Origin of the sequence: Microbacterium azadirachtae, assembly GCF_025583665.1 — a bacterium.
GTDB classification, from domain to species: domain Bacteria; phylum Actinomycetota; class Actinomycetes; order Actinomycetales; family Microbacteriaceae; genus Microbacterium; species Microbacterium azadirachtae.
This window is the reverse complement of the sequence record NZ_CP099706.1, coordinates 2,707,767-2,721,517: the sequence shown is the minus strand read 5'-3', so window position 1 is coordinate 2,721,517 and position 13,751 is coordinate 2,707,767. Positions and strand designations below refer to the sequence as shown.

Annotated in this window: 14 protein-coding genes; 12 read left to right on the top strand and 2 right to left on the bottom strand. The window is 69.8% G+C overall.

Annotated features, from left to right (window positions below):
• Positions 1-3 precede the first annotated feature (3 nt).
• On the top strand, positions 4-228 hold the full coding sequence (locus tag NFX31_RS12925) for a Sp36 family protein (RefSeq protein ID WP_045249527.1): 225 nt from the start codon (positions 4-6) through the stop codon (positions 226-228).
• A complete protein-coding gene (locus tag NFX31_RS12920; RefSeq protein WP_045249526.1) occupies positions 225-683 on the top strand; it encodes a RidA family protein in 459 nt (152 codons plus the stop codon). The genes NFX31_RS12925 and NFX31_RS12920 overlap by 4 nt, the downstream gene beginning before the upstream one ends.
• Positions 684-749: 66 nt before the next feature.
• On the opposite strand, the gene acs is transcribed toward NFX31_RS12920, so the two are convergent.
• Entirely contained in the window at positions 750-2,714 is a 1,965-nt protein-coding gene (acs, locus tag NFX31_RS12915) for an acetate--CoA ligase (protein ID WP_045249525.1), read from the bottom strand.
• Between the two features lie 397 nt (positions 2,715-3,111).
• Here acs and NFX31_RS12910 point away from each other — a divergent pair, with 397 nt between their 5' ends.
• The 4 genes from NFX31_RS12910 to NFX31_RS12895 all read left to right on the top strand — a co-directional run bounded on the left by NFX31_RS12910 (position 3,112) and on the right by NFX31_RS12895 (position 6,671).
• Positions 3,112-4,101 (top strand): TadA family conjugal transfer-associated ATPase, encoded by a 990-nt coding sequence (locus NFX31_RS12910; RefSeq protein ID WP_262955909.1) that lies wholly within the window; start codon positions 3,112-3,114, stop codon positions 4,099-4,101.
• Positions 4,098-5,063 carry a type II secretion system F family protein gene (locus NFX31_RS12905; protein ID WP_262955908.1) on the top strand — a complete coding sequence of 322 codons (966 nt, stop codon included), beginning with the start codon at positions 4,098-4,100 and terminating at the stop codon, positions 5,061-5,063. The genes NFX31_RS12910 and NFX31_RS12905 overlap by 4 nt, the downstream gene beginning before the upstream one ends.
• A 359-nt stretch (positions 5,064-5,422) precedes the next feature.
• Positions 5,423-6,130: a hypothetical protein gene (locus tag NFX31_RS12900; RefSeq protein ID WP_262955907.1), complete on the top strand. Its 708-nt coding sequence runs from the start codon at positions 5,423-5,425 to the stop codon at positions 6,128-6,130.
• A gap of 1 nt (position 6,131) precedes the next feature.
• Positions 6,132-6,671, top strand: a complete 540-nt coding sequence (locus tag NFX31_RS12895) for a helix-turn-helix domain-containing protein (protein ID WP_262955906.1) — start codon at positions 6,132-6,134, stop codon at positions 6,669-6,671.
• Between the two features lie 200 nt (positions 6,672-6,871).
• Here NFX31_RS12895 and NFX31_RS12890 read toward each other — a convergent pair whose 3' ends face one another.
• Positions 6,872-7,279: a hypothetical protein gene (locus NFX31_RS12890; RefSeq protein WP_262955905.1), complete on the bottom strand. Its 408-nt coding sequence runs from the start codon at positions 7,277-7,279 to the stop codon at positions 6,872-6,874.
• A gap of 755 nt (positions 7,280-8,034) precedes the next feature.
• On the opposite strand from NFX31_RS12890, the gene NFX31_RS12885 reads away from it, so the two are divergent.
• The 6 genes from NFX31_RS12885 to NFX31_RS12860 all read left to right on the top strand — a co-directional run bounded on the left by NFX31_RS12885 (position 8,035) and on the right by NFX31_RS12860 (position 13,629).
• Positions 8,035-9,024 carry a bifunctional DNA primase/polymerase gene (locus tag NFX31_RS12885; protein ID WP_262955904.1) on the top strand — a complete coding sequence of 330 codons (990 nt, stop codon included), beginning with the start codon at positions 8,035-8,037 and terminating at the stop codon, positions 9,022-9,024.
• The gene (locus NFX31_RS12880) at positions 9,024-10,880 is read left to right on the top strand and encodes an Arm DNA-binding domain-containing protein (RefSeq protein WP_262955903.1); all 1,857 of its coding nucleotides are present in this window, start codon (positions 9,024-9,026) and stop codon (positions 10,878-10,880) included. The genes NFX31_RS12885 and NFX31_RS12880 overlap by 1 nt, the downstream gene beginning before the upstream one ends.
• A 376-nt stretch (positions 10,881-11,256) precedes the next feature.
• Entirely contained in the window at positions 11,257-11,547 is a 291-nt protein-coding gene (locus tag NFX31_RS12875) for a hypothetical protein (protein WP_262955902.1), read from the top strand.
• Complete coding sequence (locus NFX31_RS12870; RefSeq protein ID WP_262955901.1) at positions 11,544-12,872, top strand: ATP-dependent DNA helicase; 1,329 nt, start codon at positions 11,544-11,546, stop codon at positions 12,870-12,872. Before NFX31_RS12875 ends, NFX31_RS12870 begins: the two co-directional genes overlap by 4 nt.
• Positions 12,873-12,925: 53 nt before the next feature.
• Complete coding sequence (locus tag NFX31_RS12865) at positions 12,926-13,288, top strand: hypothetical protein (protein ID WP_262955900.1); 363 nt, start codon at positions 12,926-12,928, stop codon at positions 13,286-13,288.
• Positions 13,285-13,629 (top strand): hypothetical protein, encoded by a 345-nt coding sequence (locus NFX31_RS12860; RefSeq protein WP_262955899.1) that lies wholly within the window; start codon positions 13,285-13,287, stop codon positions 13,627-13,629. The genes NFX31_RS12865 and NFX31_RS12860 overlap by 4 nt, the downstream gene beginning before the upstream one ends.
• Positions 13,630-13,751 lie beyond the last annotated feature (122 nt).

Genomic DNA, 13,751 nt, shown 5'->3' with positions numbered 1-13,751 from the left:
GCCATGACCACGTGGGAATACCTCACCACGCCGCTGCTGATCCACAACACCGCCGCGATCCTGAACAACTGGGGCAAGCAGGGGTGGGAGCTCGTGCAGGTCGTCACCGGGCCCGAGGGCGGGCTCGTCGCGTACCTGAAGCGCCCGGTCGGCGGCGACGCCGCCGCCAACACCGGTCTCGGCGCCGCTGCGGAGGCCGCTCGTCAGTTCGAAGGAGACAACGCATGACCATCAGTTCCCGCCTCGCCGAGCTCGGCATCGAGCTGCCCGCGGTCGCCGCGCCGGTGGCCGCGTACGTGCCGGCCCGGGTCCACTCCGGCCTCGTGTACACCTCGGGACAGCTCCCGTTCGTGTCGGGGTCCCTTCCCGCGACCGGCAAGGTCGGCGCCGAGGTGCCGGCGGAGGACGCGAAGGGCCTCGCGCGGCTCTGCGCGCTGAACGCCCTGGCGGCGGCCGCCGACGCGGCGGGCGGGGTCGATCGGCTCGGCGGCGTGCTGCGCGTGGGCGGGTTCGTGGCGTCCGACCCGGCGTTCTCCGGCCAGCCCGGCGTGATCAACGGTGCGAGCGAGGTGCTCGGCGAGATCTTCGGCGACGCGGGCAAGCACGCCCGTGCCGCCGTGGGCGTGGCCGTGCTGCCCCTGGACGCTCCGGTCGAGGTCGAGGTCGTCTTCACGCTCGCCTGAGTCCTGCACAGCGAAAGAGGCGCCCCTCCGATCGGAGGGGCGCCTCTTTCGTGCGGATCCGGGGACCTACTTGACCTGGGCCGAGATCACGCTCATGACCGCCGTGTCGGCGAGCGTCGTGGTGTCGCCGACCTCGCGGCCTTCGGCGACGTCGCGCAGGAGCCGGCGCATGATCTTCCCGGAGCGGGTCTTGGGCAGCTCGCCCACGATGTACACGTCCCGCGGCCGGGCGATCGGGCCGATCTGCTCGCCGACCCAGCCCCGCAGCTGCAGTGCCAGCCCCTCGGGGGAGTGCGCCTTCAGGTAGCTCTCCTTGATGATCACGAACGCGACGACGGCTTGGCCCGTCGTCTCGTCCGAGGCGCCGACGACGGCCGCCTCGGCGGTGGCCTCGTGCGCGACCAGCGCCGACTCGATCTCCGCCGTGGACAGGCGGTGGCCGGACACGTTCATCACGTCGTCGACCCGCCCGAGCAGCCACAGATCGCCGTCCTCGTCGAAGCGCGCCCCGTCTCCGGCGAAGTAGTACCCGTGCGTGGCGAACTTCTCCCAGTAGGTCTCCACGAACCGTTCCGGGTCGCCCCAGATGCCGCGCAGCATGCTCGGCCACGGCTGCGTGATCGCGAGCAGCCCGCCGCCGCCGACACCCACGGAGTTGCCGTCGTCGTCGACCACGTCGATCGAGATCCCGGGCAGGGCCACCTGCGCGGAGCCCGGCTTGGTCGCGGTGATCCCGGGCAGCGGGGAGGCCATGATCGCCCCCGTCTCGGTCTGCCACCAGGTGTCGACGATCGGGGCGCTCCCGCCGCCGATCACGTCGCGGTACCAGATCCACGCCTCCGGGTTGATCGGCTCGCCGACGGATCCGAGCAGGCGCAGGGAGGAGAGGTCGTACCGCTGGGGGATCTCGCGGCCGAGCTTCATGAACGAGCGGATCGCGGTCGGTGCGGTGTAGAGCGTGGTCACCCCGTACTTCTGGATGATGTCCCACCAGCGCCCCTGCTGCGGGGTCTCCGGCGTGCCCTCGTACATCACCTGGGTGGCGCCGTTCGCGAGCGGTCCGTAGGCGACGTAGGAGTGGCCGGTGACCCAGCCGATGTCGGCGGTGCACCAGTAGACGTCGGTCTCCGGCTTGAGGTCGAACACCACGCGGTGCGTGTACGACGCCTGCGTGAGGTAGCCGCCCGAGGTGTGCAGGATGCCCTTGGGCTTTCCGGTGGTGCCGGAGGTGTAGAGGATGAACAGCGGGTTCTCGGCGGGGAACGCCTGCGCGTCGTGCGCATCGGACGCTGCCGAGACCGCGTCGTGGTACCAGACGTCGCGCTCGTCGTCCCAGTCGATCTCGTTCTCGCACCTCTTCACGACGAGGACGTGCTCGACGGTGTTCTGCTCGCCCTCGCCGCGGTCTGCGAGCGCCTGGTCGACCGTCGGCTTCAGCGGCGAGGCCTTGCCCTTGCGGTAGCCGCCGTCGGCGGTGATCACGACCTTCGCGCCGGCGTCGTCGATGCGCGAGCGCAGGCTGTCGGCGCTGAAACCGCCGAAGACCACGGAGTGGATCGCGCCGATGCGCGCCACGGCGAGCATCGAGGCGACGGCCTCCGGGATCATCGGGAGGTAGATCGCGACGCGGTCGCCGTGTCCGACGCCGAGCCCTTCCAGCACGTTGGCGAGACGCTTGACCTCGTCGGTGAGCTCGGCGTAGGTGATGCGACGCTCGTCGCCCGGCTCGCCCTCCCAGAGCAGGGCGACACGGTCGCCGTCGCCGGCCTCGACGTGGCGGTCGAGGCAGTTGTACGCGACGTTGAGCTCGCCGTCGGCGAACCACTTCGCGAACGGCGGGGTGGTCCAGTCCAGCACCTGCGTGAACGGCGTGTGCCAGTGCAGCTCACGGGCCTGCTCGGCCCAGAACGCCTCACGATCGGTGGCCGCCTCGGAGTAGATCTCGGGCTGCGCGACGGCGGCTGCGGCGAACTCCGGAGAGGGCGGGAACACACGGGTCTCGTCGAAGACGTGATCGATCTGGCTGCTCATGCGTGGGGGCGCTCCTTTGCGGCGGGTGTGCGTCGCGGCATGGGGCTGCGACACCGGTGAATCTAGCCGTGCCCATCGTCCCTCAATACCGCCGGAAGTCGGTAGCGCCTCTCGTTTTGTTCGGTCTCTTTTCAGACGTACACTGTCCGACGGCCGATCATTCGAATCCGGCTTTCCCGTGGCAGCGACGGCCCCCCTCCGTCCGCCGCGGCTGGGCGGCATCCCATTCCCCCCGTGGGATGCCGCCCTCTTCTGCGTCCGGCCGTCTGTGTGCGGGCGTCTCTGTCCAGGCGTCCGTGCGCCGCGCGTCTCCTGCACAGCCGGCGCGCACCGGGACTTCTGCACGGGAAGCAGGCACCCCGCTCCATGCCGCCCGACGGCTGCCTAGCTTCGGTGCATGGCCTCTCCCTTCGTGATCGTCCCCCGCGGATCCGCCGGCCCGACCGGGCAGCTCGACCTGGATCCCGCCTTCGGCGAGCTCGCCGTGCACGCCGAGGATCCGCGCGTGACGGATCTGTTCCTGAACGGGTCGAGCGGCCTGTTCGTCGACCGCGGCGCGGGTGCCGAGCCGGTGGACGGATGGACGGCGTCGGAGAGAGAGGTGCGCGAGCTCGCCGTCCGGCTCGTGGCGCTCGGCGGACGGCATCTGGACGATCAGGCCCCCTGCGTGGACGTGCGCCTGGCTGCGGGCGTGCGCGTGCACGCGGTGCTCGCGCCGGTCGCGAGCGGCGGCACGGCCGTCTCCGTGCGGATCCCGCGGGTGCGCGCCGCCGATCTCGACGACCTCGCCGGTCTGGGCGCGATCGACGCCCCGCGGCGGGTCTGGCTGGAGCAGACGGTCACCGCCCGCAAGAACGTGCTGATCACGGGCGGCACCGGCACGGGGAAGACGACGCTGCTCGCCGCGCTCCTCGCCCACGTCCCGCCGCGCGAGCGGATCGTCACGATCGAGGACGTCGCCGAGCTGCATCCGAGGCATCCCCACCACGTCTCGCTCGAGGCGCGGCAGCCGAATCTGGAGGGCGTCGGGGCCATCACGGTGGCGAGGCTCGTGCGCGAGTCCCTGCGCATGCGGCCCGACCGCCTGATCGTCGGCGAATGCCGCGGCGAGGAGATCCGCGAACTGCTCACGGCGCTGAACACGGGACACGACGGAGGCGCCGGCACGCTGCACGCGAGCGGGCTCGCCGACGTGCCCGCTCGGCTGGAGGCGCTGGGCGCGCTGGCGGGCATGGATCCGCCGGCCCTCGCGCGGCAGGCGGTGAGCGCGTTCGCCTACGTGCTGCACCTGGTGCGCGCCCCGGGTGGCGCACGCCGGCTCGCCCAGGTGGGGGTGCTGCGCCTCGACGGGGAGCACCTGGCCATCGAGGAGGTGCAGCCGTGGTGAGCGCGGCGACGGCGAAGCGGCGTCGGACGCGGCAGCCGTCAGTCGCCGCGCGGCACCGGCGGAGACGGGGCGCGGCCGATACGGGCGAGACCAGGGCTGTCGAGGTCGTCCGCACTCTGGCGGTGCTGCTGCAGGCGGGGGCGGCGCCGCTCGCCGCCTGGCGGCATCTCGCGGAGAGCGGCTCGGTCGTCGCGATCGGGGTGGTGGCGGAGGTGACGGAGCAGGGAAGGCCCCTGGTCGAGGCGATCCGCGACGGGGGCGGGGCCTGGCGCATGGTGGCGGCCGCGTGGGGGGTCGCCGGCACGGTCGGCGCGCCGCTCGGGGAGGTGCTGCGCGCCATCGCCGACGCGCTGCAGGGCGCCGACGACATCCGCGCCGAGGTTTCGGTCGCTCTCGCCGAGCCCGCCGGCACCGCGCGGCTCATGCTGTGGCTCCCCCTGGTCGGACTGCTTCTCGGCAGCGCCCTCGGCTTCGACACGCTGACGGTGCTGTTCACCCAGCCGGCGGGAGGAGGATGCCTGGCCGCGGGTCTCGGCCTGCTGCTCATCGCGCGCGGATGGACCCGTGCGATGGTCCGCCGCGCCGCCCCTCCGCCCGGGGTGCCGGGGATCCGTGCCGAACTGCTCGTGGTGGCGCTCGTCGGCGGGACCGCGATCCCGCGGGCGCGTGCGCTCGTGGCGCAGGAGACGGCGGACGAGGACGACCCGTCGGCCGACGAGGAGACGATCGAGCGGATCCTGCGGCTCTCCGCTGCGGCAGGCGTGCCCGCCGTGGAGCTGCTTCGTGCGGAGGCGGACCGTGCGCGCCGGGACGCCCGCACCGCGGGCAGGCAGGGAGCCGCTCTGCTGAGCTCCCGCCTGCTGCTCCCGCTCGGCGCATGCACGCTACCCGCGTTCATGCTGCTCGGCGTGGCGCCCCTGATCCTCAGCGTGCTGTCCACGACGCCGCTTCCGCTCGCTTGACCCCGACGATGCCGACCGGCGCCGTCGCCCGCAGAAGAAAGAAGGAACACCCATGAACAAGGTGCCGCAGACGGACAGGGTGTCGCAGATCCCCGAGCTCCCGCTCCCCGCCCTGACCCGGCGACGGGCCGCCCGGCTGTTCGGCGACGACACCGGGGCCGCGACCGCGGAGTACGCGATCGCGACGATCGTCCGACCCCCTGCGCCTACTGAGCGCGCCGCCGGTCCTTCCGCCCTTCGCTTGGTCCGTCACGACCGAGAGAGCCGCCGCGTAGCGCGGGCCCACAAGCTCCCGGCGGCAGTCGTCGCCGGGTCACCCAGGGGGCCACCGGTCCCCGACCAGAGAAATGAGAACGAACATGAGCACGAACACCCAGCACGTCGCGGCGGTCAAGAAGTACCAGGCCGACGTGGCGGCGGCGGTCCGCTGGACCAACCCCGACTACACGAACTCGGGCATCACCCGCGAGCGCGCCCGGCGGGTGGCGCAGGCGCGTAAGGCGCTCGCGGCGGCGATCCCGGCGAAGCCCGAGCGCAAGGGCGGAGACCCGCGCGAATCGGTGATCGCGGGCCTCGCGCCGAAGACCGCCGACGAGATCGCGCAGATCCAGCACGCCTGGGCCAAGGTCGAGAAGCGCCTCGACGCCGGGCAGTCGCTCCACGCGATCCTGACCTCGGCGGACCGGGACACCCTCGCGGCGATCCTCGACGGGATCAGCACCCGCCCCGAGGTCCTGTCGGCGGGTGACGGTGGTGCGTCCATCGTGGCCGAAGTCCAGCAGGTGGCGTACGACCGGCTCCTGGAGCTCGGGGACCCCGAGGCCACGAAGGCGCACGACTCGGTGGCCTTGCTCGACCAGGCCGAGGCGTGGTCGGACTACATCGCCGCGCTGGCGGAGCCGGGCGAGCCGTCGCTTGCGGTGCTGTCGGCACTCCAGCGGGCGGACCAGGAGGGCTTCACCGAGGTGCAGTCGGGCTCGCCGCTGGAAGGGGTTGAGACCCAGGAGCGTCTGCGTTCGCTGGACCACCTCGTCGCGACCGGTTCGCTCCAGGTCGAGGGGGTCTGACATGGCGGCGGGAGTCAAGACGCCGCCCGAGGTGGAGGCGCAGGTGGTCGAACTGGCCCGGTCGGGGAAGTCTCGACGCCAGGTCAAGGAGACCACCGGTCTCGCCGTGTCTACGATCACTCGGATCGTTCGCGAGGCGGGCGTCGAGTGGGGCCGCAACGGCTCGGGATCGAACGGCACGCCCGAGACAATGGCGAAGGCGCGCGGGGTGCAGTCGCAGTATGCCCGCAACCGGCGCGCGGCGATCTCGGAGCGCATCCTGGACGAGACCGAACGCACGCTCGACCTGATGTCGAAGTGTCTGGTTCCTCGGGATCGGGCACTGCTGGCGCAGACGCTCTCGCATTCGGGCAAGGCGTACTCCGACCTCACACAGGCCGACATGAACGCCGCGCCGGACATGACCGGGGTTCAGTCGATGCTTGGCATGCTGATGATCCAGATGCAGTCACGTCCGCGCCCTGGGAACCAGCGCGAGGAGGTTCAGCCGGACGGGTCGATGATCACTTACATCGACGATCAGGCGGTGATCTACGAGTGACTGACCCGCCGGGGTAACGCGCTCGCCGCGTCCCTGGCACAGCGACGAGCCCTCGGATACCTTCACAGGTCCGGGGGCTTCGTCGTGCCCCGCGTGCTCGTGGCCTCTCCCGCGACACGAGAGCCCCGGAACCCCCTCGAATACCGCCCAGGCCCTCCGAAGTCGAGGAAGACCCCACGGAGCGCCGCGCGCTGGCGCTCTCAGGGTGCGTCTACCGGGACGACTTCTTGCAGCTCGGGGCCGCGTGCCCTGCGCCGGTACGTGACGACCACGTTTGCGGGTCCGCTGATGCTGAGGCGTGACACCAGGTCGAAGGTGACCGCCCCGGCCTGTGCGAGTGTCGCCCGGGGCGGCGGCGTGACGGTGAGTCGCCGTTGGTCGATTTCCCCTAGGCCTGCCACGCGCACGTCGTAGACCGTGCCGGGTCCGTCGTTGACCAGATCCCAGCGCTCGCCGCCGTTTGGCCGAGTGGACCAGTTGACCTTGCCGCGTCGTCGAACGCCGAAGTAGATCGCCACGCCAATGCCGATAACGGCGGCTATCGCCCCGATCCAACCCGCCCACAGCGAGGAGGTTGCGACGGCGAGGTCAGCGGGTGAAGGCGTCATGCCCCTGACAGTATCGGCACCGCCCGGCGTATCCGGTCGGACTTGCGGACGACGCGGAGCTACCGGCCCGGACAGTGTGGAGGCCCGACGCCCGCCGGAGATAGGAAGCGAGCGCCGGGCCCTGAGGTGAGACCATCAACACCAACCCAACGCCGCCGATTCCACCACCCGGGAGCGCACGCGGGGGTGCGACACGTCGGAGGACGCCACACCTTCCTGGGAGTCACGCCGCACGATAAAATTGGTGGTGGGTGACAACAGGCCCTGAGACCCCCGACGCCGCGAGAGCGGACGCCTCGTCGGGGGTCTCGTCATGTCCGGGGACGACACGCGACACGTCGAGGAACGCGACTAATTCCAGGCGAGCACCGCCGATGGTAGAATTGGGTCTAGCAAGGCGCTCAGCGCCCCAAGAAACGAGACAACAGAGAAGAGTCCGAACCCCATAGGCGTGGGGTGAGGCGACGAGTTCAACCAGCACTCCGACGCAAGCTGGCAGTCGCCCCTCGCAGAGGGACTCTGCTGTTGTCACTTTCACCAACGTCTGGCGTTTCCGCCGACTTCACCCCCGCCCCCATCCCTGACGCCGACCTGGCGTACCTGCTTCGCCTGTTGTTCGCGGAGCCTGCCGACGAGGCCGACGAGCCCGCCCCGCGAGCGTGCGGCCTCGACGCCGCCTTTGAGCGCGTGGACGCACACCTCCGGCAGTTCGAGGCCGAAGGTCGCATCCGCGCCCTCGCTAAGGCGGTGGCGGCATGAGCCCGCGCCTCAACGGAGCCCGGAGCACCAAGGACTTCCACGGTGCGCCCTCGCGCTACGCACAGCACGCCGACATCTACGGCGCGCTCGGCTGGACCGTCATCGCGGTTCACGGCAAGAAGTCGCCCTACAAGGGCACCACCGGCCAGAACGGCGAGGTCACGCCCGAACTCGATGCCGCGATGCGCCGTTCGGACTGGCACGACAACATCGCGATCCGCCACACCCTCGGGGAGGCCGCGACGGTCGCTATCGACGTGGACGAGGGCGATGGCAAGCAGGGGCTCACGACGCTCCAGCAGTTGACGGAGGCCCTCGGGGAGCTCCCCGTGACGTGGACGAGCACCGCCCGGGGTCAGGACGACCCGCGCCGCCAGCACTTCTTCCGTGTGCCGCCGGGTGTCGAACTCGAAACGACGCTCACACCTTCCTCGACCCTCGGGGACGTGACCCTCGCTGGGGACATCGAGATTCCCTCGCACGGTCACCGCTACTCGGTGGTCTGGCCCTCGGTGCATCCCGACACCGGGGAGCAGTACACCTGGTACGACCTCGACGGTCAGCCGATGGACGGCCCGCCGCGCGTAGACGACCTTCCGTATCTGCCCGACGCCTGGGTCGAGGCGCTGGAGAAGGGCCACGAGGTCAGGCACGAAGGCAAGCCCTCCGCCCCGCCCCCGCGACCCTACGACGGCACTGTCGATGAGTGGCTCGGCGGACGCAACGACGCCGTGGTGTCGCCCCCCGTGGTCCGAGCGATCCAGCCGTATTTGGACGGTGCGCCGTTCCGAGGGCACCACGCCATGGCGAAGCTCCAGAAGCACCTTGTCCTGCTCGGGGGCGAAGGACACCAGGGAGTTCGGCGCGCGCTGGAGTTCATCCGCGCCGTCTGGCTGACATCTGAGCACACGCCGGGAGAGAACCCGGCCCGAGAGTTTGACGACGCGCTCGCGGGAGCCGTCCGGAAGTACGGAGGCAGTAACTGATGACACCGAAACTGAGGGCGCTCACGCCCAACGACCCCAACGAGCCGGGACAGGAGGTCGAAGCCGCCGCGAACAGGGCCGTGCTTACGGCGGAGGTCAAGAGCTTCGCGGCGGTTGAGGAGACCGGCTACCTCGTCAGCAAGGATGGGCGGTTGCACGTGCAGGCGTTCGTAATGAACGACGACGGCGAGAAAGAGCTTGGACTGCTCCCGTGGGGCAACTTCGACGCCCGGGCACTGGGCACCATCATCGAGCCTGACGGCACCCGGTCTTACCTCGTTCGGATCACCGTGGGAGACCGCGAACACCACGTGACGCTCGACCACATGACGCTCGCGGACGCGCGCAAGCTCGCCGTCGAACTCAACCGGTGGCCCGCTGTGATCGTTAGCCCCGCGACGGCCTGGCCGCAGATCGCCAGCCCGGCGAGGTTCACCCTGTTCCTGGACGCGACCTCACCAGGCGAAGCGTTCGCGGTCCCTCACCTCGGGTGGCACGACGAAGCCAAGGCGTTCGTCACTCCTGATCACGTCATTCGCGCAGGGGCACACGTTCCCGGCTGGGAAGCCGGAGCGGTGCCATCCCGACGCGTGGCGAAGCTCAGCGACCAGCACTGGAAGTGGGGCTTCGACCACGACTGGGCGACCGCACAGCGTGTCCTCCGCGAGGTGCTGGAGTGGCAGGACCCGACCGTCGCGGCAGTGTTCGGCGCGTGGTGGGCCGCGTGCCTCCTCAAGGGGCAGACGATTCGCCGCACGGCGCTGTTCCCTTTCTTCGGGGTCGAAATCCCCGGCGGTTCGGGCAAGTCCAAGGGCTTCTTCGAGTCGATGGTCGAACTGAGCGGCAACCTCAAGGGGCCGACGAACCCCACTCCGGCGGCGCTCCGCAACGCCGTGTCGACTTCCCGTAGCGGGATCGTCTGGGTGGACGACGTGACTGACCCCGCGAAGCACCACGAGACCCTCCGCGCCTCTACCGCCGAGGGTGACCTCCCGAAGTCCGGCGCGGACATGGAGAGCAACACCGGCTTTCCTCTGCTGGCTCCGATCCTCCTGTCGGGCACGGGCCTGGCGTTCGGTGGTCAGGCGGAGCTCCGAGAGAGGGTGATCCTGCTCCACCCGCCAAAGGTCACCAGCCGGACCAGCCTCAAGCCGGGCCGGGAGGGCAAGTCGCAGTACGAGGACGTGATCGAGCTTCGCGCCGAGTTCGAGGGCGGATTCACCCAGCTCGCGGGCTGGTACGTGCAAGAGGCCCTCAGGCATGCCGACGAGTACCTCGCGAAGCTCAAGAACGCCCCGAGGGCAGTGACGGGGCGCGTGGGCGACAAGCTCGCGATCCTCGCGGCGGGCGCGTGGCTCCTCGACCAGCTGACCGAGAACGGCACCTGGGCACAGGACCTCGTGGCTGTCTGGTCGTCGGCGGTGGCTGAGTCCACGCTCGAAGCCGACAACACGCTCACCACCGAAGTGATCCCGTGGGCGCTCCGCCGCTTCGGCGCGGGACAACGTGGCGAGATGGTCGAGGTCTACGGCTTCGGTCGCGTGGTGCCGCCTGTGCTCGTGGATCCGGAGCCCGAAGGGTCGGTGCTCACACCCCGCGTGTACGTCAACACGACCTACCTGTCGGACTACCGCGCCAGGGAACACCGGAACGACCCCAACTACGAACGCCTCTACTCGCCGGGCGCGATGGCTCAACAGCTCGGGGGCGCGGCCATGGACCGCAAGGAAGGTACCGGCGCGCGAATCTCGGTCACGTTCAAGGGCGAGGGCCGCTTCACTTACGCGCAACTCAAGCCGGAGTACGCCGAAGCGGTGCTCGCGCGGTGGCAACAGTCGGCGGGTGAGGACCAGTGAGTGTGCCAGCGACCTGGCACAGGGACTGGCACACACGCCCTCAGCGTGACGAGCGGTCACATGACCAAACGACAGAGGGGGGCGAGAACCCCCAGTGTGCCGGGGGTGTGCCAGGTACGTGCCAGGGGGGTGGCACACCCTCTCGCCCGCGTCACGACGGGCAGAAAAACACATGTGCCAATTCATCATCACAAAAAGTACGTAAGGGGGGGTCTCTGTTCTCGAACCCCGGAAACCCCCTCCCTAGGTGGTGTTCTTCGCAGGAAGTGGCACACCCCTCCGGGCCGGGCACCACGGACCCAGACCCAGAAACTTCGGCCCGCCTTCCCAACCTCGCGCGCGCCAGCCGACCCAGCACGACAACAAGGAGCACGACATGAGCACGACCAACCCTCAGATCCCAGACCGGCTTCCGGCCTGGATCGCTGACAACCTCACCGAGATTCTGACCTGGGGTCCGGCTCCGCAGGCTCGGGGGTGCTTCGTCCCCGGGTGCAGGCGTGACGCGCACGTCAACGGCCTGTGCTCGTCGCACCGTCAGCGGGCGAAGCGCGCGTGGCACCCGGCCCCCTCTCAGGAGGGCTACCGCCGCGAGTACGCCGGGGTCGTACCGGCGGACGACCAGATCAGCAGTACCGCCGACGCTCACGAAGGGAGCGAGCAATGAACGACTACAACCTCAGCCACGACCAGGCCGGGCTCATTCAGGAGGTGCTCTCGGAGGTCGGCCCGGTGCGGAACTACCTGGTGCAGGGCCGCGCGGGTTCGGGCAAGACGTACACCGAGAACGCGCTCCGGGAGCTCGCCGCCCGTTCGGGTGTCACGGCTCTGTCGGTCGCGCCCACAGGTCTCGCGGCGAGCCTGGTCAACGGTCTGACGATTCACAGCGCCTTTGGGATTCAGGTCAAGCACACCCCGGCGCGCACCGGCTCTCGGGCGAACCGCCTGGTGCCGTGGGAACACATCGACCTGCTGATCGTGGACGAAATGTCGATGATCCGCGCCGACCTGATCGACGCGATGGACAAGACCCTCCGTGCGGTCCGGCGCAAGCCTGGCCTACCGTTCGGCGGTGTCCAGGTCGTCCTGTTCGGTGACCTCTTCCAGCTTCCGCCGGTCGTCAACCGGAAGGAGGGCGATCACGTGGCGCTTGCCCGTGCGGGCTACAAGGACCGCTGGATGTTCAACGCGAAGGTGTGGCAGGAGTCGCCGCTGGCGCTCCGCTCGCTCGTGCAGGTCCACCGACAGGAGGGCGGGCGCTTCCGCGACACGCTTCTCCGGATGCGTTCGGGTAAGACGACGCCCGAGGACGTCGCCTGGCTCAACGAGCGAGTGGGTGAGGCTCCGGCGGGGACGGTAACGATCACGCCGTACCGCAACCGCGCCGCTGACCTGAACATCCGTGGTCTGTCGCAGATCGGCGGCACGGTTCGTGAGTACCACGCGCGCACCTGGGGCGACGTTGAAGGCGCTGACTTCCCCGACGTGTTCGAGCGGCACTTGCAACTGGCGGCGGGGGCCCGGGTGATCTTCACCACGAACCACCGTGAGGGGCTGTGGCAGAACGGCACCCTCGGGACGGTGACGGGCGCGTACGACGAGGGCGCAGAGGTCCGGCTGGACGACGGTTCCGTCTTGTGGGTCGAGCGCCAAGAGTTCGAGGTAACTAAGGGCGTGTGGGACGAAAAGACTTCATCGGTTCAGCCGGTGCAGGTGGGGTCGGTGACCCAGGTTCCGCTCCGGCTCGCGTGGGCGATGACCATCCACAAGGCACAGGGCCAGACGTTCGAGTCGGCAGTCATCGACTTCGACCGGGGAGCGTTCGATGACGGCCAGGCGTATGTCGCGTTCAGTCGTCTTCGGAGCGAGCAGGGCCTCTACCTCGCTCGCCCTGTGACCAGTCGGGACATCCGACACAGCGAGGTCGCCTACGACTTCCTGCGCGGTCACAACTCCGCGATGGCGCAAGCGCGCCGGGGGTGGGCCGCGTGATGCGACACCAAGGACCAGCAATACCAACCAAAACGCCTGAGGAGGCAACCACCATGAACACCACCGAAACCATGACCGAGGGCGACCTCTCGCGCCTCGAAGCGCTCTACGAGGATGCCGCCGACGCGAAGCGCGCGCCGGAACTCGCCCTGTGGGTGCTGACCCTCGGGCCCGTCACGCTCGACGAGCTCGTCACGCTCCGTCGCGACCGGCTCGGGTGCAGCACTGACTACGCCCGCATGAGCGTCATGTACGACCTCGGGCGAATCTCCGGGCTTGGGGGGCCGGTCGAATACGGCGGAGGGCTCTTCTACTTCAACGACGAGCACAAGCGCGCCGTCCTGGAGTGGCTGTACGACGACCAGGTGTCGGCGCTCGTGCGCGACCTGCGCCAGTTCGCGGAGGCCACGGCGTGAACGCCGACGACTTCGGGCCGGTCGAGGTGCCAGATGACGCGCCCGAGCTTCCGCCGTGGCAGGAGTGGGTCGTGCCGAACGGCCAACCACACCGCCGGTTCGCCGTTAGCCGCATCCCGGACGGTGCACCGCCCGCCGTGCAGGAGGGCTTCGCTCGGCGGCGGATTCAGGCCGTCACGGGGGAGTGCCCGTGTGGGGCTCGGGTGCAGTGGCCTGACGAGCCAGCGGAGCAGGGCGCGATTCAGCCGGTCGTCGCCCCTCACCGGCTCGATTGCCCGGCCCACGACGCGCAGCTGACCCCGGCGATTCAAGCCTTCATGCGGTCGCTCGACGGCGACTGACGAGGAGATACCCCTACCGCGTGACGCCGCGTCAGCTTCGACGTGGTGTCTTCCTTGACAGGCATTTCGGATGTTGCGATGGAATCGCACCCCGGCAGGAATCCGGGCTAGACCAGCACTTT